The 24,539-nt window shown below is 52.4% G+C and carries 22 protein-coding genes; 11 read left to right on the plus strand and 11 right to left on the minus strand.

What is annotated here, in order from left to right; genetic code table 11:
- Window positions 1-116 precede the first annotated feature (116 nt).
- Window positions 117-1,016: a threonine/homoserine exporter RhtA gene (rhtA, locus tag AAZR23_RS00910; protein WP_046893763.1), complete on the minus strand. Its 900-nt coding sequence runs from the start codon at window positions 1,014-1,016 to the stop codon at window positions 117-119.
- 248 nt (window positions 1,017-1,264) lie between these two features.
- Here rhtA and AAZR23_RS00915 point away from each other — a divergent pair, with 248 nt between their 5' ends.
- Window positions 1,265-1,840 (plus strand): TIGR00730 family Rossman fold protein, encoded by a 576-nt coding sequence (locus AAZR23_RS00915; protein ID WP_052926207.1) that lies wholly within the window; start codon window positions 1,265-1,267, stop codon window positions 1,838-1,840.
- 12 nt (window positions 1,841-1,852) lie between these two features.
- Window positions 1,853-2,314 carry a GNAT family N-acetyltransferase gene (locus tag AAZR23_RS00920; RefSeq protein ID WP_052926206.1) on the plus strand — a complete coding sequence of 154 codons (462 nt, stop codon included), beginning with the start codon at window positions 1,853-1,855 and terminating at the stop codon, window positions 2,312-2,314.
- Window positions 2,315-2,370: 56 nt separating this feature from the next.
- Here the strand turns inward: AAZR23_RS00920 and AAZR23_RS00925 are convergent, their stop codons facing one another.
- Window positions 2,371-4,092, minus strand: coding sequence for an amidohydrolase (locus tag AAZR23_RS00925; RefSeq protein WP_434689957.1), 1,722 nt, complete (start codon window positions 4,090-4,092; stop codon window positions 2,371-2,373).
- Between the two features lie 27 nt (window positions 4,093-4,119).
- Entirely contained in the window at window positions 4,120-5,472 is a 1,353-nt protein-coding gene (locus AAZR23_RS00930) for an APC family permease (protein WP_046893767.1), read from the minus strand.
- A 1,038-nt stretch (window positions 5,473-6,510) separates the two neighbouring features.
- Between AAZR23_RS00930 and codB the strand changes: the two genes are divergently transcribed.
- Both codB and codA read left to right on the plus strand, forming a co-directional pair.
- Complete coding sequence (gene codB, locus AAZR23_RS00935) at window positions 6,511-7,758, plus strand: cytosine permease (RefSeq protein ID WP_166707276.1); 1,248 nt, start codon at window positions 6,511-6,513, stop codon at window positions 7,756-7,758.
- Window positions 7,751-9,055 carry a cytosine/isoguanine deaminase gene (gene codA, locus AAZR23_RS00940; protein ID WP_166707277.1) on the plus strand — a complete coding sequence of 435 codons (1,305 nt, stop codon included), beginning with the start codon at window positions 7,751-7,753 and terminating at the stop codon, window positions 9,053-9,055. Before codB ends, codA begins: the two co-directional genes overlap by 8 nt.
- On the opposite strand, the gene moeB is transcribed toward codA, so the two are convergent.
- Together moeB and moeA are read right to left on the minus strand one after the other, a co-directional pair.
- Window positions 9,012-9,785 carry a molybdopterin-synthase adenylyltransferase MoeB gene (gene moeB, locus AAZR23_RS00945; protein WP_046893771.1) on the minus strand — a complete coding sequence of 258 codons (774 nt, stop codon included), beginning with the start codon at window positions 9,783-9,785 and terminating at the stop codon, window positions 9,012-9,014. The two genes, codA and moeB, sit on opposite strands and share 44 nt — an antisense overlap.
- On the minus strand, window positions 9,785-11,035 hold the full coding sequence (moeA, locus tag AAZR23_RS00950) for a molybdopterin molybdotransferase MoeA (RefSeq protein ID WP_046893772.1): 1,251 nt from the start codon (window positions 11,033-11,035) through the stop codon (window positions 9,785-9,787). The genes moeB and moeA overlap by 1 nt, the downstream gene beginning before the upstream one ends.
- Window positions 11,036-11,237: 202 nt before the next feature.
- On the opposite strand from moeA, the gene AAZR23_RS00955 reads away from it, so the two are divergent.
- The 5 genes from AAZR23_RS00955 to yeiB all read left to right on the plus strand — a co-directional run bounded on the left by AAZR23_RS00955 (window position 11,238) and on the right by yeiB (window position 15,044).
- Window positions 11,238-12,407: a YbfB/YjiJ family MFS transporter gene (locus tag AAZR23_RS00955; protein ID WP_054425480.1), complete on the plus strand. Its 1,170-nt coding sequence runs from the start codon at window positions 11,238-11,240 to the stop codon at window positions 12,405-12,407.
- 172 nt (window positions 12,408-12,579) lie between these two features.
- Entirely contained in the window at window positions 12,580-12,801 is a 222-nt protein-coding gene (locus tag AAZR23_RS00960; RefSeq protein WP_054425481.1) for a hypothetical protein, read from the plus strand.
- Window positions 12,802-12,815: 14 nt separating this feature from the next.
- Complete coding sequence (locus tag AAZR23_RS00965; RefSeq protein ID WP_166707281.1) at window positions 12,816-13,004, plus strand: hypothetical protein; 189 nt, start codon at window positions 12,816-12,818, stop codon at window positions 13,002-13,004.
- Between the two features lie 225 nt (window positions 13,005-13,229).
- Complete coding sequence (gene folE / locus AAZR23_RS00970) at window positions 13,230-13,889, plus strand: GTP cyclohydrolase I FolE (protein WP_004235735.1); 660 nt, start codon at window positions 13,230-13,232, stop codon at window positions 13,887-13,889.
- A gap of 3 nt (window positions 13,890-13,892) precedes the next feature.
- Window positions 13,893-15,044 carry a DUF418 domain-containing protein YeiB gene (gene yeiB / locus AAZR23_RS00975; protein WP_434689964.1) on the plus strand — a complete coding sequence of 384 codons (1,152 nt, stop codon included), beginning with the start codon at window positions 13,893-13,895 and terminating at the stop codon, window positions 15,042-15,044.
- Window positions 15,045-15,051: 7 nt separating this feature from the next.
- Here the strand turns inward: yeiB and sanA are convergent, their stop codons facing one another.
- The 6 genes from sanA to metG all read right to left on the minus strand — a co-directional run bounded on the left by sanA (window position 15,052) and on the right by metG (window position 22,189).
- Window positions 15,052-15,825, minus strand: a complete 774-nt coding sequence (gene sanA / locus AAZR23_RS00980; RefSeq protein ID WP_434692344.1) for an outer membrane permeability protein SanA — start codon at window positions 15,823-15,825, stop codon at window positions 15,052-15,054.
- Window positions 15,826-15,975: 150 nt separating this feature from the next.
- On the minus strand, window positions 15,976-17,673 hold the full coding sequence (locus AAZR23_RS00985; RefSeq protein WP_218427753.1) for an NAD-dependent malic enzyme: 1,698 nt from the start codon (window positions 17,671-17,673) through the stop codon (window positions 15,976-15,978).
- A 197-nt stretch (window positions 17,674-17,870) separates the two neighbouring features.
- Window positions 17,871-18,755 (minus strand): cytidine deaminase, encoded by an 885-nt coding sequence (gene cdd, locus AAZR23_RS00990; protein ID WP_046893778.1) that lies wholly within the window; start codon window positions 18,753-18,755, stop codon window positions 17,871-17,873.
- Between the two features lie 131 nt (window positions 18,756-18,886).
- Window positions 18,887-19,582 carry a CidB/LrgB family autolysis modulator gene (locus AAZR23_RS00995; protein WP_434689968.1) on the minus strand — a complete coding sequence of 232 codons (696 nt, stop codon included), beginning with the start codon at window positions 19,580-19,582 and terminating at the stop codon, window positions 18,887-18,889.
- Window positions 19,576-20,031: a CidA/LrgA family protein gene (locus tag AAZR23_RS01000; RefSeq protein WP_107678175.1), complete on the minus strand. Its 456-nt coding sequence runs from the start codon at window positions 20,029-20,031 to the stop codon at window positions 19,576-19,578. The genes AAZR23_RS00995 and AAZR23_RS01000 overlap by 7 nt, the downstream gene beginning before the upstream one ends.
- A 124-nt stretch (window positions 20,032-20,155) precedes the next feature.
- Window positions 20,156-22,189, minus strand: a complete 2,034-nt coding sequence (gene metG / locus AAZR23_RS01005) for a methionine--tRNA ligase (RefSeq protein ID WP_434689971.1) — start codon at window positions 22,187-22,189, stop codon at window positions 20,156-20,158.
- Between the two features lie 256 nt (window positions 22,190-22,445).
- On the opposite strand from metG, the gene apbC reads away from it, so the two are divergent.
- Both apbC and udk read left to right on the plus strand, forming a co-directional pair.
- Entirely contained in the window at window positions 22,446-23,558 is a 1,113-nt protein-coding gene (apbC, locus tag AAZR23_RS01010) for an iron-sulfur cluster carrier protein ApbC (RefSeq protein WP_046893783.1), read from the plus strand.
- A 271-nt stretch (window positions 23,559-23,829) separates the two neighbouring features.
- Window positions 23,830-24,474, plus strand: coding sequence for a uridine kinase (udk, locus tag AAZR23_RS01015; RefSeq protein ID WP_025153374.1), 645 nt, complete (start codon window positions 23,830-23,832; stop codon window positions 24,472-24,474).
- Window positions 24,475-24,539 lie beyond the last annotated feature (65 nt).

The raw sequence follows: 24,539 nt of genomic DNA on the forward strand, positions 1-24,539 counted from the left end.
AACATTTCTGTTTCGATGGGGTTACTATAGGGCAGCACAGATAATAGTTAAATTCGATTAAATCTATAGAATCGATAGGCAAACCGGCGCAAGGCCGGTTTCAGTATGGCAGGTGATTACTCAACAGATTTGATTTTTGACTTCGGTTTGATGGTCAGAGCCGCGCCCATGGAGGCTACCACAATGCAGCTCAGCGCCAGCCATTGTGCGAATGACAGATGCTCATGCAGGAAAATAATCCCGACCATCGCACCAATGACCGGCTCCAGACTCATCAGGATGCCGAATGTCCGTGTCGGCAGGCGGGTCAGTGCCACCATCTCCAGCGAATACGGAAAGGCGGTTGATAAGATTGCCACTGCCACACCAACCGGCAGTACCGCCCAGCTGAACATCACACTGAGATCACTGTGATATGCCCCGACCGGGAAGAAGATCAGCGCGGCGATAAGCGAGCCGACGGAAACTGTGGCTGCGCCGTAAAAGCGTCCGGCCCGCTGGCCGAAAATAATATAGAGCGCCCAGCCAGCACCGGCACCCAGGGCATACAGCATCCCGATCGGGTCCAGCTGCTCAAGATCCCCGATCTGCTCACCGAGCGGCAGCAAAAAGGCCAGACCGGCGATCACCAGAATAATCCAGAGATAATCCGTTATTTTCCGTGCACCGAACATGGCCACGGCCAGCGGCCCGGTAAATTCCAGTGCCACCGCGATCCCGAGCGGGATTGTGGTCAGTGCCAGATAGAACAGATAGTTCATCACCCCGAGAGACAGGCCGTATCCCAGCATCGGCAGCAGTGACGCACGGGTAAAACGCAGCCGCCAGGGCTTAAAAATCACCAGCAGAATAGCCGTACCCAGCAGCAGACGCAGGGCTGTCACCCCCGGCGCACCGATAACCGGGAACAGGGTTTTCGCCAGTGAGGCACCGCTCTGAATAGAGATCATCGACAGCAGCAATAAGCCGATCGGTAACCACGGAGAACCATTTTGCTGGCGGGGAGACGCGGACATTAAGAACCTCGGGAGCAATAAAAATGCGGTAAGACAGTCAGTTATGTGGAATTACATGCAAAAGGCAGAACTCGTTATGCAATCTTAGCGGGGCTGATGACGGATAGCAATTACTGATTTAAGAGGATATTAATCCGCCGGCAGAGGTTGCGGGATAACATAGCAAAATCTGACGAGTGCTATCTTCAGACCGCTTGCGTATACTGGCTCCCGGTTTTTCAATTCATCACGATAAGGACAGGGCAGATATGCGGGATATTAAACGAATAGCAGTCTATTGCGGGTCAGCAGCGGGTGCATCAGAGATTTACCGCCATGAAGCCGTGAAATTTGCCCGGGTTTTGGTTGAGCAGGGGATTACCCTGGTTTACGGCGGTGCCAGTGTGGGGATCATGGGAACGGTGGCGGATACCGTGCTGCGCGAGGGCGGACAGGCTATCGGGGTGATCCCGGCCTTGCTGGAGGGGCGTGAAATTGCCCATAAAAATCTGACCGAACTTCACCGTGTCAGCACCATGCATGAACGCAAAAGCAAAATGATTGAACTGGCAGACGGATTTGTCGCGCTGCCGGGCGGCTTCGGCACTCTGGAAGAGTTTGCGGAAGTCTTTACCTGGAGCCAGATCGGGCTGCATCAGAAGCCGGTCGGGCTGATGAACATCAATAACTATTATGATCCGCTGCTGTCACTGATCAACAAAATGACCGATGAACAGTTTATGCAGGAAAAATACCGCCATATGGCGATCACCGAAACTGACGGTAACGCGCTTATCCGCCGTTTCCGTGATTATGAGGCGCCGGCGGTCAAAACCTACGATTAACAGGAGAACACCATGATAATCCGCCCCGCAACACTGAATGATACCGATCGTATTGCTGAGCTTTATCAGCAGTTATTTGTTCTGATGGCGGAATATCAGCCTGATCGCTGGCGTCCGGCGCAGCAGGATCGCGGATTTATCGAAAATGCCGTTGCAGATGAGACATTTTGTCTGCTGGTCGCGGAAACGGAAGACGGTATCGCCGGATTTGCCTTTGCTCAGACACAGGATACCTCGCCTTACACCTGCGTGGTGCCGCGCCGTTTCGGTTATATCTTTGATATTGTGGTTGATCCGGCAGTACGCGGGCAGGGCACCGGTAAAAAACTGCTGGATGCTGTCAAAACCTGGTCAAAAGAGCAGGGACATACACATCTGGAGTTATCGGTGCTGCCGGAAAACACCGGCGCACTGCGGTTATATGAGCGCGAAGGTTATCAGCCGGTGATCCACACGCTGGCAATTAAGCACTGACATAAAAAAAACCTCATCATGGATGAGGTTTCAGTTTTTCAGACGGCCGGTTACGGTCAGTTGGTCAGATGAACGGTTTTACCGCCGACAATCGTGCGCAGCACTTTCACGTTGGCGATATCATCCGCAGGGATCTGGAACACATTGCGATCCAGCACAATCATATCCGCCAGTTTGCCCGGTTCCAGTGAGCCGAGAATATCTTCCCGGTGCTGGGCATAAGCAGAATCGATAGTGGCGGCACGCAGTACTTCCGTGATGGTCAGGTCGCGGTCAGTATCCAGACGCTGTGCAGGCTGGCCGTTAACCGGATGACCACGGCGGGTAGCCGCCACTTTCAGATCATACCATTCATCAAAATCATCAATCGGCCAGTCACTGCCGAACGCGACCACCGCCCCGGTATCAATAAACTTGGCGATAGGCTCCAGCTGCTGATAACGGGTTTCACCGATCATATTGCGGGTGAATTCCGCCAGTTCCGCAGTCGGTGCCGCCCACTGGAAAGAGAGGCAGGCGATGGTGCCGAGCCGGGCGAAGCGCGCGTAATCTTTGGCATCCACCAGCTCATTGTGAGCCAGTCCCGGACGGATATCTTTCCCGGGATGTGCGGCACGCATTTTTTCGATACCGTTGAGCACCATATCAACCGCGCCTTCTCCGACGGTGTGCAGATGCGGATCATACCCGGCCGCTGCAATACGTTCGAGCAAAGCATCAATGACGTCTGAGGTGAAGTAGAGATCGCCGTAGTTATCTGTCTCACGCCAGTCCGGTTGTGCCGGGGTGCCGTGATTGATGCGGTACGGTTTCAGCAGGGAGGCGGTCATTGTCGGGAACTGAAGCACACCATCGACAAACATTTTGATGTTTTTCACCGCAATGCCCGGCTCAGGGCCCCATTCCGGCTGATGATAGCGCTCTGCAAAAGCAACCGCGTTTTTCACGGCCTGCGGAACAGAGGCCACATCCGGCGCATCATCCGGAGTGATTTCACGGGCAGCCTGAATACGCAGTGTCAGTTCACCCTGTTCCTGCAATGTACGGAACGCATCCAGCTGCAATTCTGCCACGCGGGCATCCATCACCATGGTGACGCCCTGTTCATTGAGGACTTTTTGTACCAGGCGCGCAACATCCGGCGCGCGGTCGGCCTGAATGGACGGAATGCTGTCAGCCGCACGCATGGCCGGGGCATCCTCGAGAATACCGTTCAGTTCACCGTCATCATGTTTGCCGATTTTACCGTCACTCGGTGCCGGGGTCTCTTTGGTGATACCGAACAGTTCCAGCGCACGGCTGTTGGCGAGCAGGGTATGGCAGTCATTGGAGAACAGCACGACAGGGCGGCGGGTATTGAGTTTGTCCATATCTTCGCGGTACATATCAATACCGGCCGGTAACATCCCCTGACGCAGCCAGGCGGTGACTTTCAGCCAGTCGTTTTCGCCGGTACGCGGATCGTTATCCAGATGCGCCTGTACGCGGGCGAGGATCTCATCAATGGTCAGGGATTCATAATTCAGATGGCAGCCGAACAGCTGAATACCACCCCAGAACGGGTGCATATGACCATCAATAATTCCCGGCATCATCATTTTGCCGTCGAGGTCGATAAACTGTGTATGCTCACCACGGAATGCTGCCATGTCATCATTATCACCACAGGCAAGAATACGGCCATCAGCAATGGCGATGGCTCCGGCGACGCGGTTTTCCGCATCCGCAGTATAGATGTAACCGTTGTGATAAATAATATCAGCGGCAGTCATTTTCATTATGCTCTCCAGTCCTCATCAACAGAGTTAATTGATAATTAAGTGAGTTTCTTCTTCTGTAATTGACGGCGGACGGCGGGTAAAGAACCGGGTGATCACACCGAGGTATACCACACCGATCCCCAGCCAGATCAGGCCGACAGTCAGTGCCTGGGCATCCAGACTGGTCCACAGCCACAGGGTCAGCAGAACCCCGATCGCCGGTACCACCAGGCAGCGCAGGATCACGGCAGCTGTCAGCGGTTCCTTCCGGTCAATAATAAAGTGTTTGATAACACACAGGTTTACAAAGGTAAATGCAATCAGTGCGCCGAAGCTTATCATGGACGCCACCAGGCTCAGGGAGAGCACCAGTGCCATCAGAGAGGCGAGGGCGACAAACAGGATCGACAGCACCGGAGTGTTGAATCTGGCATGCAGACGGGCAAACACAGAGCGCGGCAGCACCCCTTCACGGCCCATGGCATAGAAAATCCGCACAATACTGGCCTGGGATGTCATCGCGGAGGCAAACACGCCGATCACATAAGCCGTGATAAAGGAGGACGCCATCAGTGCGCCGCCGACTTTTTCCATCACCTGAATACTGGCGATGTCGGTGTTCGGCAGGAAATCACGCCACGCCGGATAGCTCAGATGTGCGCCGTAAGAGATAACGATGAATAACGTACCGGCGATAAACACGGTATAGAGAATCGCTTTCGGCAGCGCGCGTTTGGCATCTTTGGTCTCTTCCGCCATGGTGGAGATGGCATCAAACCCGAGGAACGCGAGACACAGTACCGCAGCTCCGGCAAACAGCCCGGATACCTGATCAGACATCACCGTCAGCGGGGCGAGCAGCGCCTCTTTATCCAGGGTGAACGCCGAACTGAAGCTGAAGTACAGGAACAGTGCGATAAAGATCAGCTGCATCACAATAATCAGCATATTCATCGACGTGACCAGTTTTATCCCGAGAATATTCAGCAGGGAAACAATCACAATCGTGGAGACAATAATCAGCTCCATCGGCACCGACGGCAGGGCTTCATGCACAAAAATACCGATGGCGATATAGTTGATAATAGGCAGAAACAGATAATCCAGCAATTGCGCCCAGCCGACCAGAAACCCGGTATTTCCGCCGAAGATTTTCTGGACATAAGAATACGCAGAGCCGGCCAGCGGCAGTGTGCTGGTCATTTTACAATAGCTGAGTGCGGTAAACAGGACGGCTGTCAGAGTAATAATATAAGCAACCGGTAAATGACCTTCACTGAGGACGGTGACCTGTCCGTAAGTCGTGAAGATACCAAGGGGCACCATATAGGCGAGCCCGAAGAAAACCAACGCGGGGGTATTTAATACGCGTTTCATCTGCACAGTATTCTGTTGCATTTTTACAGCCCTTCCCAATAGCCTGAAACATGCCGCGGACATGGCGTCCCGGCACAGCACTTATTTTCCGGCCGTCAGCAGGTGACGGTCAGTCTGCATTTATTTTCAATAAACCTCGCACCTTGCGTCTGCATCGTGCGCACTTTACTGAAACGTCAGTGATAAACGGGCCATCACCACACGCTGGGGTAAATGCAGGCGGCGTACAATATATGAGTTATCTGTATTTGGCAATAAAAGTTGAACAGGATAATGACAATGAATATAGCGTATTTTCCCGGAAATTCCGCAAAATGATGACCAGGTAACTATAAGGATAAAACATCCTTACCGGTGATCGTTTTCCGGGGAACTTAGCGGGGCAGTGAAAACCGCAGAGGAAGTTGTTTTTTATAATAAAATCATTTGGATATTGATTTTTATTAATAAGTTAATATAGAAATTGATACATTAAGCAGAATAACGTAATTACCGGTGCTGTTTATTTTCAGGCAGGGATAGTGATTTATCCGCTTGCTGCTTTTTTTTCACTGCCGGACGGATAAAAAACGATAAGTAACGATAAAGTGATAACAGACCGGAAAAGGCCGGTAAAAAAATAACGTCATCCACCCGGGAATATCCGGGGACACAACCGGTATTCCGGAACCGAAATAAGTTATTGTGAGATTCAGCGTTATATCCCTGATGTAATGTAAGGCTTACCGTTACATTCTGTGGTATCCGGTAATAAAAAAGTAATAAATTGATTTTTATCGGTTTTTTCATTTATAAAAACATCTTCAGGCAGATATTAATCATATCATGTTCATTCTCCGGTAACTGATACCGGTGTTCCGGCAGACAATAACAGGTGCGGTAATCAGGTATTATTTCCGGTTTTTTCCCTGTTGTTTTTTGCGTCAGGATAATTTTCAGCCGGAATGTCATGTATGCGTTAATTCTCTTTAAGTGTGAACGAAATCGTTTGCTTTTGTTTTTTGCGGCTATAGAATTCGTCAGATTTTTTTGGCCTGAGAAAAGCAACAGGAGGCAATTGTGTCCGGGGATAAAAATTACAGTCATGGGCCTGTGCCCATATCCGCGCGGAAAGGCGGGCTGGCATTAACCTTTGTAATGCTGGGTTTAACCTTCTTTTCCGCCAGTATGTGGACCGGAGGTGCTCTCGGTACCGGTCTCAGTTTTAATGATTTCTTCCTCGCAGTTCTTATCGGTAATCTTCTTCTTGGTGTCTACACCGCTTTTCTTGGTTTCATTGGTTCCAAAACCGGCTTAACAACTCACCTTCTCGCGCGTTACTCCTTCGGTATCAAAGGCTCCTGGCTCCCTTCATTCTTACTCGGCGGCACACAAGTCGGCTGGTTCGGTGTCGGTGTGGCCATGTTTGCCATTCCGGTCGGTAAAGCGACAGGGTGGGATATCAACTGGCTGATCGGTATCTCCGGGGTGCTGATGACGGTGACGGTTTTCTTCGGCATCTCGGCACTGACCGTACTTTCTGTGATTGCGGTACCGGCGATTGCCATTCTCGGCAGTTACTCGGTTTACCTCGCGGTAACCGGTATGGGCGGGATGAGTGCACTGCGTGAAGTGATTCCGGCTCAGCCGATTGATTTTAATCTGGCGCTTGCCATGGTGGTCGGTTCATTTGTCAGTGCGGGCACGCTGACGGCGGATTTTGTCCGCTTCGGCCGCAAACCGAAAATTGCGGTGCTGGTGGCGATTATCGCTTTCTTCCTCGGTAACTCACTGATGTTTATCTTTGGTGCTGCCGGGGCGGCGTCTCTCGGTATGGCGGATATCTCTGATGTGATGATTGCCCAGGGGCTGTTATTACCGGCAATTATTGTGCTCGGGCTGAATATCTGGACCACCAATGATAACGCGCTCTATGCGTCCGGCCTGGGGTTTGCCAATATCACCGGGCTTTCCAGCAAAACCTTATCTATCATCAACGGGCTTATCGGCACACTGTGCGCCCTGTGGCTCTATAATAATTTTGTCGGCTGGCTGACCTTCTTATCCGCCGCTATTCCGCCAATCGGGGGAATTATCATCGCGGATTATCTGATGTACCGTCACCGTTATGAAACCTTTGACCGCAGTAAAATGCGTGATGTGAATGTCAGCGCACTGCTGGCGGTGGCGGCAGGTGTGATTGCCGGACACTGGCTGCCGGGGATTGTGCCGGTGAACGCAGTTCTCGGCGGTGCATTAAGCTATGCTGTCCTCAATCCGTTACTTAACCGCCGTCGCACAACCAACCCGGAGATGACCCGTGCTTAATCAAACCGTAAAACATATTTTTAATGCCCGTCTGCCGGATCGTGATGGTCTGTGGCGTATCGACATTGATCATCAGCGCATTACCGCGATTGTGCAGCAGCCTGCCGGTGAAGTGCCGCCGGAGAGCCTGGACGCCGAAGGCGGTCTGGTCACGGCACCGTTCGTCGAACCGCATATTCATCTTGATACCACTCAGACTGCCGGGGAACCGGCGTGGAACCAGTCCGGTACGCTGTTTGAAGGTATCGAACGCTGGGCAGAACGCAAAGCGCTGCTGACACATGACGATGTGAAAACCCGTGCCTGGCAGACCCTGAAATGGCAGATTGCCAACGGTATTCAGCATGTCCGTACACACGTTGATGTCTCCGATGCCACACTGACCGCACTGAAAGCGATGCTGGAAGTGAAGCAGGAAGTTGCGCCGTGGGTGGACTTACAGATTGTCGCGTTCCCGCAGGAAGGGATTATGTCCTACCCGGACGGTGAGGCACTGCTGGAAGAGGCACTGCGCCTGGGCGCGGATGTGGCCGGTGCTATCCCTCACTTTGAATTTACCCGTGAATACGGTGTGGAATCCCTGCACAAAACCTTTGCGCTGGCTCAGAAATATGATCGTCTGATCGATGTGCATTGTGATGAAATCGACGATGAGCAGTCGCGTTTTGTTGAAACGGTTGCCGCGCTGGCACACCGCGAAGGAATGGGCGCGCGCGTTACCGCAAGCCACACGACGGCGATGCACTCTTATAACGGGGCCTATACCTCCCGTCTGTTCCGTCTGCTGAAAATGTCAGGCATTAACTTTGTGGCGAATCCGCTGGTGAACATTCACTTACAGGGGCGTTTTGATACGTATCCGAAGCGCCGCGGGATCACCCGTGTCAAAGAGATGCTGGCGGCAGATATTAATGTCTGCTTCGGTCACGATGACGTGTTTGACCCGTGGTATCCGCTGGGCACCGCCAATATGCTCCAGGTGTTGCATATGGGGCTGCATGTCTGTCAGCTGATGGGATATGGTCAGATTAATGACGGGCTGAAACTGATCACGGAATACAGCGCGCGCACCCTGAATTTACAGGATTACGGTGTGGCGGAAGGCAAACGTGCCAGCCTGCTGATCCTGCCGGCGGAAAACGGGTTTGATGCTGTCCGCCGTCAGGTACCGGTGCGTTACTCTGTCCGTGACGGCCGTGTGATAGCCGAAACACAGCCTGCCGTCACACAGATCCATCTGGATAAACCGGAGACTATCCGTTACAGCCGCACACTTCGCACTGAGGATCAGGCTTAAGATTAATGGTGCGGAACTGCATGCGCATGGCATCAAACAGCACCACTTTTCCGCTGCTCACCTGCCCGTAGCCGGTGAGCAGTTTGATGCACTCCATCGCCTCCAGGGTGCCGATGGTGCCGACCAGCGGTGCCATTACACCCGCTTCCACACAGGTCAGACTGTTCTCCCCGAATAACCGGCTCAGGCAGCGGTAACAGGGTTCGCCCTCCTGCCAGGTAAAGACAGAAATCTGTCCTTCCATACGGATAGCGGCACCGGATACCAGCGGGATCTTCATCTGATGACACGCGCGGTTAAGCTGTTCGCGGACAGCCACATTATCGGTACAATCCAGCACCACATGATGAGACTGAATCAGGGCGGCCAGCTCATCATCATCCAGCTGTTTGGTGACCGTTTCGGTATGACAGTGCGGATTGACTGCTTTCAGCGCAATGGCGGCGGATTCTGTTTTTGCCATCCCGATGCGGGCATCAGTATGCAGGATCTGACGCTGCAAATTGGAGAGCGAGACGGTATCAAAATCCAGCAGCGTAAGATGACCAACCCCTGCGGCAGCGAGATACTGCGCCGCCGCACAGCCCAGCCCGCCGAGACCGGTGATCAGCACCCGCCCGGCTTTCAGGGCTTCCTGACCATCAAAATCAAAGCCGCGCAGTACTATCTGACGGTTATAACGCAGCGCTTCTTCATCACTGAGTTCAATATGTCCGGGTTCAGTCGCCATCAGTCATTCTTCAGTAAATGATTAAAAAATTCGATTTCAACGGTGTCACCGGCGGCAACCGCACCGCGTTCACGCTCCAGCACAATAAAGCAGTTAGCGAGGCTGAAAGAACTGAAAATATGTGAGCCCTGATCGCCGGTGGTTCTGACCACCATCTGACCCTGTTCATTCACCCCGGCAATACCGCGCTGGAAGTCCAGACGACCGGCAGATTTCTTCAGCGGCGTGGTGGCGACGGCTTTAAAGCGCATCGGCGGCTGCCACTGACTGAAACCGGACAGACGGGCAATCAGCGGCTGCACCAGCTCATAGAACGTTACGGTGGTGGAAACCGGGTTACCCGGCAGGCCGCAGAACCAGGCGTTGTTCAGCTTACCGAAAGCAAACGGCTTGCCCGGTTTGATCGCCAGTTTCCAGAAATTAATTTTACCGATCTCATCGAGGATCTGTTTGGTGTAATCCGCTTCCCCGACAGACACGCCGCCGCTGCTGATCACCAGATCGGCCAGTGCATCGGCCTTTTCAAAGGTGGCGCGCAGAATCTCCGGGTTATCCGGGATCACACCGAGGTCAATTACGTCACAACCGAGTTTTTCCAGCATCAGACGAACCGCAAACCGGTTAGTATCATAAATCTGTCCGTCACCCAGCGGTTGGCCGACAGCCTGCAATTCATCGCCGGTGGAGAACACCGCCACTTTCAGTTTGCGTACCACGGATAACTCCGCCAGACCAAGAGAGGCGATCAGCGGAAGCTGGGCAGCAGCCAGTTTGGTGCCTGCCGGTAAAACTTCGCTGTGCTGCGCGATATCCTCACCGATGCGGCGGATATTCTGCCCGGCGGTAATGCCGGCAGTAAAGGTGATACCGGCATCTGACACTTCTGCTTCTTCCTGCATCACCACGGTATCCACACCCGCCGGTACCGGGGCGCCGGTCATAATACGGACACATTGTCCTGCCGGTAATGCGCCGTTAAACGGTACACCGGCCAGTGCCCGGCCAGCCACCGGCAGCGGGGTTTTTCCGTCCCAATCCGCCAGGCGCAGCCCGTAACCATCCATTGCGGAATTATCAAATGGCGGTACATTGATCGGCGAAATAACGGGTGCGGCAGTGATCCGCCCGGCAGCATCCGTCAGCGCGATCGTTTCCGTACCGGTGATCGCGGCCGGGGTCGCGAGCAGCTTATCCAGTGCTTCCTGTAAAGAGATTAACGAAGAGGTGTGACTTTCTGTCGGATTAGCCATGATGCTGTTTCACTCCCGGTGCCCGCAGGGCGCAGATAAAACGGATAATAAAGAGAAAGACATTATGGCAGACTTACTGGTCAAGTTGAATGATATGGCACAAAAGCGTGAGCTACAGATATGATTTCGGAAGTGATTATTGCATTTTAAAGTCTTCTTTTGGTATAACGATATTACAAATTATTAACATATTGTATTTCATATGACGACATCTCACTCCGCCCGTCAGACAACGGCGCTTCATATTGCAGTCAGTGGTTTTCTTGCGCTGGTGGTCGCCATGGGAATAGGGCGCTTTGCCTTTACCCCGCAGGTGCCGCTGATGATTGACGAGCATCAGCTTGATCTGACAACCGCCGGTATTGTCGCTGCCTGGAATTACCTCGGTTATCTTGCCGGGTCCTTTGATGCCATGCGGGCAAAACGCGGCATTGAGCTGCGGCTGTGGACCGGGTTATGGGGCGCGGTGATTATCACACTGCTGTCAGCGGTGATTTCCGGCGCGGTGCTGCACAGTATCGCTCGCTTTTTTATCGGCTGGGCGAGCGGCTGGACACTGGTACTCGCCGCTGCCTGGACCAATGACGCACTGGCAAAACTCAATCGTCCGGCACTGAGTGTTGCGGTTTACGGCGGAACCGGTACCGGGATTCTGTTGTGCGGGCTGGCGGCCATCGGTATTCAGGGTTTATCACTGACCGCCTCGCAGGGCTGGTGGATCTATGGTGCAGCGGCGCTGGTGTTCAGCCTGTATGTCAGCCGCTATCTGCCGCGTCCGGGAGAACTGAGTACCGGCGCCTCCCCGCACAGCAAGCCGGTGATGACGCCGAAAATCCGTCGTTTATTGTGGAGCTATGCGCTGGCCGGGTTCGGCTATATCCTGCCCGCCACGTTTTTATCGCAGATGGCAGCGGCACGTTTTCCCGGCAGCCTGTTTGCTCAGTTTGTCTGGCCGGTATTTGGTATCGCAGCTGTTGCCGGTATCGCTGCCGCGATTGCCGCGCGGCATTTTTTCACGCCGCAGCGGCGGCTGGCAATCACCCTCTGGGCACAGGCAGCGGGTATTCTGGCGGCGGAAGTGATGCCCGGAATCAGTGGTCTGGCAGTCAGTGCCTTTCTGGTCGGCGGCGGCCTGATGGCGGCCGTGCAGCTGGCATTCCAGTGCGGGCGCGAACTGGCTCCGGAGCACGGCCGCTATATGGCCGGGCTGCTGACCACCTGGTATGCGGTCGGACAGCTCGGCGGCCCGCTGGTATCCTCGGTTTCCGCATATTTTACCGGTAAACTGGAACCGGCACTGTGGGTCGCCTTTGCGGCACTGATTATCGGTGGATTGCTGGTGTTCCGTGATCGCAGTGATATAAACGAATAATTATCTCATGGATAACAGGTTTATTATTTATTAATCCTGTTATCTTTTTAATTAATTAAAAATAAAAAACAGAGAACTAAAAAAACGGTTTTATCACTTAACCGGTTTATGCTTTATTTAATTTTCAGGGCATAAAGTCATCATAATGAAAAATAACCGGTAATCATTCCTGATGAGAAAGAAGAATATTCTTAAGAAGGTAATTAATGATCTGAAAGATACACGCTTGCTGTCCATGAATGTCAGTATGGTACTGACGCCACTGATGGTCACGCACTCATCACTTCGCATTGTCAGGCCGGATAATGTGATGACTGATGTCTTTCTTACACCGGTGATTTATGTGGGATTCTATGTTCTGACAAAAAAGATACTGTATTTTATATTTGAATAATTGAGAGGTTAATTATGAAAGAATTAAATCAGGAACAATTATTGTCTGTTTCAGGTGCAGGATTTATTTCTGCAGGCGTGATTTTCGCCGGTATTGCATTTGATGTCAGTGCTGCAATGATTTCAAATATTACCCGGAGCAGCGAAGAAATTGTTTTTGCTGATCATAAGGATATTTCCCGTCTCCGTTATGAGGTTATATAACACATCTGTTATCCGGCATTTTTCCGGTAAATGTTTTCGTTATTTTCTTTTCGGCTGATATCCGTAGTATTAACAGGGATTTCCGGTGCAAACTTTTCATCACCAAAACCACAAAATGGATTAACAAAACGGCGTATTGCTCTAAAATAGCAGGGCGGCGGGTATTGACCGGCCGCCGGGTGCAACACAGCACCGGGAGTCACCTGAAAAATAGTCGGAGAAGGTATGTCATCATTAAGCCGGGAAGCAGAACTTGTCCACGCCGCGCTGATCGCACGCGGGCTGGAGACACCATTACGGGAGCAGACACTGCCGCCGGAAACCCGTAAGGTTCAGATTGAAGCGCATATGACAGAAATTATGAAGCTGCTTAATCTTGACCTGAGCGACGACAGTCTGGCAGATACCCCGAAACGTATCGCGAAGATGTATGTGGATGAAATTTTTTCAGGACTGGATTATCACAATTTCCCGAAAATCACCCTGATTGAAAATAAAATGAAAGTGGATGAGATGGTGACGGTCCGTGATATCACGCTGACCAGCACCTGTGAACATCACTTTGTCACTATCGACGGTAAAGCCACGGTGGCGTATATCCCGAAAGACACGGTTATCGGGTTATCGAAGATTAACCGGATTGTGCAGTTTTTTGCTCAGCGTCCGCAGGTGCAGGAGCGTCTGACACAGCAGATTTTACTGGCACTTCAGACGCTGCTCGGAACCACCAATGTGGCGGTATCCATTGACGCGGTGCATTATTGTGTCAAAGCCCGCGGTATCCGTGATGCGACCAGTACCACCACCACCACCTCACTGGGCGGATTATTTAAATCCAGCCAGAACACCCGCCAGGAATTCCTGCGCGCAGCCCGTCATATTTAACCGATGACATTGTCTGCCACTCCCGCCTCTGCACGTATTGATGTTCTCGATATGGTGCGGGGGCTGGCCGTTCTCGGTATTTTTATCCTCAACATCAGCGGGTTCGCCCTGCCGTCCGCAGCCTATCTGAACCCGGTCTATATTCCGTCAGCGTCAGGAACGGATGTCACGACCTGGGCGGTACTGAGCGTACTGGTGCAGGGTAAATTCCTCGGTATGTTTGCGCTGCTGTTTGGTGCGACACTGATGATGCTCAGCCGCTACAGTCAGTCATGGAATATGGGGCGGTTGCTGGTGCTGGGGGTTATCGGTCTGCTGCATACGGCGCTGCTCTGGAGCGGGGATATCCTGCTGATGTACAGCCTGACCGGCGTGGCCGCCTGCTGGATCATCCATAATGTTTCCTCCCGCTGGTGGCTGAAGCTGGTACCGGTGCTGGTCCTGACCGGATTGTTTTTATTGTTTTTCCTGTTATCGGAAGACGGTGAGCTGAAACTGCTGTACTGGCAGCCGTCGCAGGAAATGCTGGATTATGAAGTGCTGATCGCCAACACTGGTGGCATTGCAGGTATGCTGGACAGAATCAGCACCATCAGCGGCATGCTGATGATGATGGTGGTTCAGTATGGCTGGCAATTACTGGCGATGATGTTGCTGGGAGCCGTGCTGATGAAAAATGGCTGGCTGAAAGGGGCATTTCCGCTGTCTCACTACCGGCGGCTGGCGGCATTGCTGCTGATCCCGTCACTGCTGTTACAGGCTGTTGTTGTGTGGATGGAATACCTGAACGGCTGGAGCGTCTTCTGGTTAGGCACTGTCGGGTATCCGCTCGCCGATATTTTACAGCCGGTGCAGGCCACCGGGCTTATCGCACTGTTTTACGGTTTGCAGCCGCAGTTAAAACCGGTTTCATCCTGTTTACAGCGGGTGGGGCGTACAGCCCTGAGCAGTTATCTGCTGCAATCGGTGTGCGGGGTGATAGTGTTTGAGTACTTCGGTTATTTCGGTCAGTTTGATCGCCTGACGCTGCTGGCGTTTGTGCCGCTGATGTGGATGATTAACATTTTATTCTCCACCCTGTGGCTGCGTTATTTTTCTCAGGGACCGGCGGAGTGGTTATGGCGGAAAGCAGCCGGTAAACTGGCTGCCCGCTGAAGTGATACTACGGTTCAGCCGGTGCCGGTTGTCCGGTTCCGGTTTCTGCCGGTTTTTCTGCGGTGGCTGGCGGCTCCGGATAAAGCACATTCAGCTCTTCCGGGGTCACTGCCGGGTATGACGGCACATTTGCAGGCAGCGTCTGCGGCGCCGGGATAGACTCCTGCGGACCGAGGAAACGCGGCTCACGGTTGAGAATATATAAATCGGCGAGCGCTCCCAGCCGGGCAATCACTTCCCGCGCCCGGACAGTAAACATATTCTTCGGAGAAGAAACGGCATAACAGCGTGCCTCTATTCCTTTCTCCATCGCGATATACAGTGCCCGTTCGCAATGAAAACGCTGGGTAATAATGGTAAACCCATCGGTATCAAAGACTTTTCTTGTGCGTACCACTGAATCCAGCGTACGGAATCCGGCAAAATCGAGCACAATTTTACTGGCCGGTATCCCGGCATTCACCAGGTCTTTCCGCATCGTACTCGGCTCATTGTAGCTGTGCTGCGCGTTGTCACCGCTCAGCAGCAGATATTTCACCTTGCCGCTGTTATACGCATTGACCGCACCCTGAATACGATAGAGGTAATACTGATTAATTGTCCCGTTTCTGTAGTACTTGGCTGTACCGAGTACCATACCGACTTCAGCCGGCGGCAGGTCATTGATATTTTCATAAATATAGGGCGCGGTTTTCCAGCTTATCCAGCGATCTGCCGCAATAGCCACCACTGCCGCCAGGATAATACCTGCCAGCAGCCACAGAATGATCCGTTTCCATATCCGGGCTTTTCCCATTATTCCTGAGACCTTTATCACTATATAGTTACCATAAGGCTAAGATTACTTGAGCGGGGAAAGGCTGGCAAGGGTGAAAAAAAGAATAAAACCCGCACAGAGGCGGGTTTTCAGTGACAGTTCACCGGCTATTCGTCAGAAAGATGTCCGGCGGTAAACACGATATTCCGGATGCCAGAAGTTGCGTTCGATAGCTTCATCGAGAGCGCCGTCAGAGGTGACGGTGGCAACACCCTGGATCTGGGCTTCCTTGGCAACCTGTTTGGCGATGATACGGGACACTTTTTTGATATCTTCGATATCCGGCAGTAACGAACCTTCGCCGTTGATAACCATCGGCGAACAATCGGCCAGTGCGCGGCTTGCGGTCATCATCATACCGTCAGTCACACGTTTGGCACCGGCAGCCAGCACTCCCAGACCAATCCCCGGGAAGATAAAGGAGTTGTTGCACTGAGAGATAGGATAGGTTTTATCCTTATAAATCACCGGATTGAACGGACTGCCGGTCGCAACCAGTGCATGGCCGTCTGTCCAGGCGATAATATCTTCCGGACGCGCTTCCACGCGGGAGGTCGGGTTAGACAGCGGCATGACCACCGGACGCTCACAGTTTTTGTGCATTTCACGGATAATCTCTTCCGTAAACAGCCCCGGCTGACCGGAAACCCCGATAAGCACCGTCGGTTTGGCGTTACGGACCACATCTTCCAGCGAAATGGCATCATTCTGCACATCCCAGTCCGCAATAATGTCACTTTTGGTGATCAGTTTGCTCTGGAAGTTCAGCAGGTTCGGCAGTTTATCGGTCAGCAGACCGAATCTGTCCACCATAAAGATACGGGCACGCGCCTGCTCTTCACTCAGACCTTCGGATTTCATCTGCGCGATGATCTGCTCAGCGATACCACATCCGGCAGAGCCTGCTCCCAGGAAAGCAACGGTCTGATCTTTCAGCTGTCCGCCCGCAGCACGGCTGGCGGCGATCAGGCTGCCGAGGGTGACTGACGCGGTTCCCTGAATATCATCATTGAAGCAGCACAGCTGATCGCGGTAGCGTTCCAGCAGCGGCATCGCATTTTTCTGGGCGAAATCTTCAAACTGTAATAATACATCCGGCCAGCGGCGTTTAACGGCATTGATAAATTCATCAACAAATTCATCATACTCTTCGCCGGTAATCCGCGGATGACGCCAGCCCATATAGAGCGGGTCGTTCAGGCGCTGCTGATTATTGGTACCGACATCCAGCACGATAGGCAGGGTATACGCCGGGCTGATACCGCCGCAGGCAGTATACAGGGAGAGTTTACCAATCGGGATACCCATCCCGCCGATCCCCTGGTCACCCAGACCGAGGATCCGCTCACCATCGGTCACCACGATGACTTTTACATTCTGCTTGGTGGCATTCTGCAGCATGTCATCAATGTAAGCGCGGTTCGGATAAGAGATAAACAGCCCGCGCGCACGGCGGTAACTGTCTGAGAAATGCTCACAGGCCGCCCCGACTGTCGGGGTGTAAATGATAGGCATCATTTCTTTGAGGTGAGCATTGAGCAGACGGTAGAACAGCGTTTCATTCGTATCCTGAATGTTACGCAGGTAGATATGTTTATCCGTATCGTTTTTAAAATCAGAATACTGACGATAGGCGCGTTCAGTCTGCTCTTCGATGGTCTCCACCGCTTCAGGCAGCAGGCCGTGGAGGTTGAAATTACTGCGCTCTTCTTCGGAGAAGGCGCTTCCCTTGTTCAGCAGCGGGAACTCTAACAGGATAGGGCCCGCATACGGGATATATAATGCACGTTTGCTTTCGTATTCCAGTTCCATGTATGACTACTCTTTGCCAATTGACATTTTTAAGACAGGACGCACTGATCCTAAGTTATCTGAAAAATATGTACAGTAATTGTTACGAAATTAGTGATACCGATGTGTGAAAGTGAGAGGCGGGATAGATTTATATTGAGTAATCACGTAAAGGTTGATGCCCGGAACCGGTGAGCACCAACCTCAGAGGGAGAGGATCAATAACTGAACAGAGCGATATCCTGACAGCCCAGGGCATTCAGTGTGGCAGAGGTGCTTTCCCATTGCGACAGTGTGGCATTACTGCCTTCTACCAGTACAGCACGGTGGATATCGTGCAGGTCGCCGCCCGCCATATTCATAAAGATCAATGCGGCCTGTAACGGCGGCAGCCCCGGGTTAAAGGCGGCATTTTCAATATAAGCACCGCTGTAGATGCGTCCGCGGCTGTCCTGAAGAGCCACCCCGCTGTGGGAATGAGAGTACGGCGCATGGCTGCGGTTAGCTGCCTCGAGCGCTTTTCCGACCACCGCATTGGTGGCAAGGAAATGATAACCATGATGCACCTGGTCAAACAGACGGGTTTCAATCCCCAGATCCACCGGGCCGAAAGCATGCGGCAGCAGGGTTTTCAGCGGCATAGCGGCCAGTTCCGGTAACTGAATCAGCAGTTCTGTGCCGCTGTTCAGTTCATTCATAAACTGACGGCAATGGCCGCACGGTGTGTAATTGACGGTGACTTTGCGCAAACCGTTTTCGCCGCGCAGCCAGGCGTGGGTGATCGCGCTCTGTTCCGCGTGTACCGTTTGCTGTAACGGCACATGGCAGAACTCCATATTGGCACCGAAATAGAGGTTTCCGCTCAGTCCGTGTGCAACCGCACCCACATTAAACCGGGATACCGGTGTCACAGCACAGGCTGCCGCCAGCGGCAACATGGCCAGCGCGAGTGCATCCTCATCAGTACCTGCGGCGTTGCAGAGTGCAGTGACCTGTTTGGCAGATAAATATCCGGGGAATGTATCAGCGCACACAATATCTGTCAGCAGTGTCTGTAACGGGGAAGGGAGTGTGTTCAGGGCTGCATGAAAGCGGTTTTGCATAAAATGACCTCCATTATCAATAAGATCATTTTAGCGGGGAGTTGCACATAATGAACGTGATTTTTATCACGTTCATTATGAAACGAATGAAACAAATGCTGAATTTGCGAGATGGAACTCAAATTTTCAGGTTATCCGAACACAGCCAGCAGAACCGGAAAGATAAACGGCGCCATCAGAGAAGTAATAATCCCGCAGGTCATTAATGCCAGTGAGCTGTAAGCACCTTCCACATAATCGTCTTCCGTACAGCGGGCAGTACCGAGGGCGTGAGAGGCTGTCCCCATTGCCAGGCCGCGTGAGGCTTTCGTGGTGACTTTCAGTCGTTTGAACAGGGTATGGCCGAAGATAGCGCCGAGTATCCCGACGAAAATCACACAGACTGCACTGATTGCCGCGACACCGCCGATGGAGTCAGAAACAGCGATCGCAATCGGGGTAGTGACTGATTTCGGCAGAATAGAGGCGGCGATTTCCGGCGTTGCACCCATCATAAAGGCAATGGCGGTGCCGGTGACCATCGCAATCACACTCCCGGCAAAGCAGATAGTGATAATGGATTTCCACTGTGCACGGATTTGATGCAATTGCTCATACAGCGGAAACGCCAGCGCCACCACCGCGGGTTGCAGCAGGTCGTTAAGGATACGGCTGCCCTCGAAATAGTGGTTGTATGAGATTCCGGTGAATATCAGCAGCGGAATGATAATCACGATGGATATCAGCAGCGGGTTTAATACCGGCAGCTTAAATTTAATATAGATAGCTCTGGCGAGAAAATAGACGCCGATGGTAAGCGGGAGCGACCACCAGATATGCGTTAACATTTGCGTTTCTCTTGTTGTTCGGTTTTTTCAGTTACTGCGGCAACCGCATCGGCTTCCTGTTGTTCCGGAACCGGCACATGACGGCGGTGAATAAATTCAGAACTCAGTGCAACAGCACACATGGCAATAAAAGTACTGACGACACAGGCAACCAGGATCGGAAGCAGCTGGGCGCTGAGGGTATCGTAATAGTTCATCACACCGATACCGATCGGCAGAAATAACATTGTCATGTTTTTCATTAATAAGGTGCAGCCGGGCTGAACCCAGTGCGCCGGAACAATCTGCAGTGCGAGCAGCACAAAAAGCAGCAGCATGCCCACGATGCTGCCCGGGACGGAAAACGGCAGTAACACCGCGATAATATTGCCGGCAAACAGGCACAGATACAGGATCAGAAATGCCCGGAGATAGCGCCAGCCGGTTTCCGCTATCTGTTTTGGTTTCATGATAATGTTCCTTCTTGGATGAACTCATTCATCATACAATTAACTTTTTATTTGTGCTACCGGTCACATAAAAAAACCTGCACCAAAGCGCAGGTTTTTTTCAGTTTATTGAACAGAGAAGAACTTACTTCACCTGCTGGCCCGGCTGTGCACCGGAATCCGGGCTGAGCAGGAAAATATCTTTTCCGCCGGGACCTGCGGCCATGACCATGCCTTCAGAGATCCCGAACCGCATTTTTCGCGGCGCCAGGTTGGCAACCATCACCGTCAGGCGGCCTTCCAGCGCTTTCGGGTCCGGATAAGCCTGACGGATACCGGAGAAGACCTGACGGGTTTCGCCGCCGAGATCCAATACCAGTTTCAGCAGTTTGTCAGAGCCGTCAACGAAATCAGCAGACACTATCTGTGCGATACGCATATCCACTTTGGCAAAATCATCAAAACTGATGGTATCCGCAATCGGCTCATCTGCCAGCGGGCCGCTGACCGGTTTGGCGGACATGGCTTTGATATCTTCTTTGGAGGCTTCAATCATCGCATCCACTTTTGCCATTTCAATACGGCTGAACAGCGCTTTGAAGTCCGCAATCTGATGATCCAGCAGCGGTTTTGCAATGCCGTCCAGTGTCAGTTCCTGATTCAGGAACGCTTCACTGCGTGCCGCCAGTTCCGGCATAACCGGTTTCAGGTAGGTCATCAGTGCACGGAACAGGTTGATTCCCACGGTACAGATAGCGTGCAGTTCGTCATCTTTACCTTCCTGTTTCGCCACGACCCACGGTGCTTTCTCATCAATATAACGGTTGGCCACATCGGCCAGCGCCATGATTTCGCGGATAGCTTTGCCGAATTCACGGCCGGTATACTCTTCGCTGATGGTTTTCTCAGCATCAATAAACTGCTGATATAACTCAGGTTCAGCCAGTGTTGCGCTCAGGCGGCCGTTAAAGCGTTTTTTGATAAAGCCCGCCGTACGGGATGCCAGGTTAACCACTTTGTTGACGATGTCACTGTTAACGCGCTGTACGAAATCTTCCAGGTTAAGGTCGATATCATCAATGCGTGAAGAGAGTTTCGCCGCATAGTAGTAACGCAGGCTGTCAGCATCCAGGTGATTCAGGTAAGTACGCGCCTGAATAAAGGTGCCGCGTGATTTGGACATCTTCGCGCCGTTAACGGTCACATAGCCGTGGACAAACAGGTTGGTCGGCTTGCGGTAACCGCTGCCTTCCAGCATGGCCGGCCAGAACAGGCTGTGGAAGTACACGATATCTTTACCGATAAAGTGGTACAGATCCGCATCAGAATCTTTTTTCCAGAACTCATCGAAATCGAGATTGCCGCGCTTGTCACACAGGTTTTTAAATGAGCCCATGTAACCGATAGGTGCATCCAGCCAGACATAGAAGTATTTACCCGGTGCGCCCGGAATTTCAAATCCGAAATACGGTGCATCACGGCTGATATCCCACTGTTGCAGACCGGAATCAAACCACTCCTGCATTTTGTTGGCGACCTGCTCCTGGAGCGCGCCGCTGCGGGTCCATGCCTGTAACATGTCAGCGAAAGCCGGCAGATCAAAGAAGTAGTGCTCACTCTCACGCAGTACCGGTGTGGCACCGGAAACCACGGAGCGCGGGTTAATCAGCTCGGTCGGGCTGTAGGTTGCGCTGCACACTTCACAGTTATCACCGTACTGGTCTTCCGCTTTACATTTCGGGCAGGTGCCTTTCACAAAGCGGTCCGGCAGGAACATGCCTTTTTCCGGATCGTACAGCTGGGAAATGGTCCGGGTTTCAATATGGCCGTTCTTTTTCAGCGCCAGATAGATATTCTCTGATAATACCCGGTTCTCTTCGCTGTGCGTGGAGTGGTAGTTATCAAAGCTGATGGCGAAATCGGCAAAATCTTTCTGATGCTCGACGCTCATTTTGGCGATCATTTCTTCAGGGGAGATCCCCTGCTGCTGTGCCTTGAGCATAATCGGTGTGCCGTGAGCATCGTCGGCGCAGATGAAGTGAACCTCTTTGCCGCGCATTCGCTGAAAACGGACCCAAATATCAGCCTGGATATGTTCCAGCATATGACCGAGATGGATTGAACCGTTTGCATATGGTAACGCACAGGTTACCAAAATTTTATTAGCGATCTGAGACATAGAGTATTTCACTTCCTCAAATAATAAAGGGTCTTTGATGTTAACCGATCCCGTCCACCCCTGCCAGCAGTAATCCGGCTTTGTGTGTGGTTTTCCGGACTTTTTTCTGCGGTGAGTATCCGGTGATAACCCTGCCGGTTGCAGGGGATTTGTTTTGTGCGGGTTTGCGCGGAATGACTAAATTAATCAGTTGGCTTCTGCTATCATTGATGCCGATAGTTACAGGCAATAAAAATGATAAATCTAAGGAGCCGGGATGAATGCGAAATCCCCCGGGGAGATGAACCCTGAATTGCTGAACGAACAGGTCGCACAGGTACTGGCGACATTTGAGCATCCGACACTCAAACGCAATCTGATTGCCATCAAAGCGCTGAATCACTGCGCGATGCTGGATGATGTGCTGCATGTTGAGCTGGTGATGCCGTTTGTCTGGAAGCGTCCGTTTGAAGCACTGATTGAAGCAAAAACCAAAGAATTACGTAAAGTGACCGGTGCGGCGGCGGTGGACTGGAAACTGCGCCATGATATCGCGACACTGCGCCGCGCCAATGATCTGCCGGGCATTAACGGTGTCCGCAATATTCTGGCGGTCAGCTCGGGCAAAGGCGGTGTGGGTAAATCCAGCACCGCGGTGAACCTCGCGCTGGCACTGGCAGCGGAAGGGGCAAAAGTCGGTATCCTCGATGCGGATATTTACGGCCCGTCCATCCCGAACATGCTGGGTACCACCAAAGAGCGTCCGACTTCACCGGACGGCCAGCATATGGCTCCGATCATGGCCTACGGTCTGGCTTCCAACTCTATCGGTTATCTGGTCACTGATGATAACGCCATGGTCTGGCGCGGCCCGATGGCCAGTAAAGCCCTGATGCAGATGTTACAGGACACCCTGTGGCCGGATCTGGATTATCTGGTCATCGATATGCCGCCGGGCACCGGGGATATCCAGCTGACACTCTCGCAGAACATTCCTGTCACCGGTGCGGTGGTGGTGACCACTCCGCAGGATATCGCGCTGGTGGATGCGATGAAAGGTATCGTCATGTTCAAGAAAGTGAACGTACCGGTTCTGGGCATTGTGGAGAACATGAGTGCCCACATCTGCAGTAACTGCGGTCATGTCGAGCCGATTTTCGGCACCGGCGGGGCAGAGAAACTGGCGGAACGCTATCACACTAAACTGCTGGGACAGGTGCCGCTGCATATTTCGCTGCGTGAAGACCTCGACCGCGGCCAGCCGACAGTGATGCGTGACCCGGACGGTGAGTTTGCGGATATCTACCGTGAGATCGCGGTCAATGTGACGGCAGAAATGTTCTGGGAAGGGGATAAGATCCCGACAGAAATCGCTTTCCGCGCAGTATAAGCGGGGTTTATGTCTGCTCCGGCGCATCCGGAAAGTAAAAAAGGCCCGCACAGTAATGTGCCGGTCTTTTTTTATGGCAGCAGTAAGAGCGGTTACCCCGAAATAATGAGGCCGGATGCCCGATTCTGCTGGAATCTCGCGCCGTTACTCCCTATAATTCAGCGCCGGGCAGACACGTTTTGTTACTCCCGGCCGGATAAGCACCAAAAAAGGCCGCAGCAGATCGTTTCGGTTTTTTTCTCTCCTATTTTCAAACCGGGTTATTTCTATTATGGCTGACACAGCACAGCAGCAGTGCACTATCATCGGTATCACCGGCGCATCCGCGTCAGGAAAAAGTCTGATTGCCAATACGCTTTATCATGAGTTACGTGCTCAGGTGGGCGATCACAATATCGGTGTGATTCCGGAAGACTGCTACTACAAAGATCAGAGCGATGTGCCGATGGAAGAGCGCATCAAGGTCAACTATGACCATCCGGGCTCTATGGATCACGAACTGCTGTTACAGCATCTGAAAGCACTGAAATCAGGTAAGTCTATTCAGTTACCACAGTATGATTATGCAGAACATACCCGCAAGCCGGAATCTGTTCTGTTCAGCCCGAAACGGGTAATTATTCTTGAGGGGATTCTGCTGCTGACAGACAAACGTCTGCGCGAACAGATGGACTTCTCCATTTTCGTCGATACCCCGCTGGATATCTGCCTGATGCGCCGCATCCGCCGCGATGTGAATGAGCGCGGACGCACGCTGGATTCCGTTATTGCACAGTACAATAAAACCGTACGTCCGATGTACCTGCAATTTATTGAACCAACAAAACAATATGCTGATATCATAGTGCCGCGGGGCGGTAAAAACCGCGTGGCGATTGATATTCTGAAAGCTAAAATCAGTCAGTTCTGCGAGTAAGCCGCCGACAACGAATTAACCCGCGTTTATCCGCCGGTGATAAACGCTGAGTTTAAGAAGGATGA

Origin of the sequence: Morganella sp. Je.2.23, assembly GCF_051129855.1 — a bacterium.
In the GTDB taxonomy this organism is placed as follows: Bacteria; Pseudomonadota; Gammaproteobacteria; order Enterobacterales; family Enterobacteriaceae; genus Morganella; species Morganella sibonii.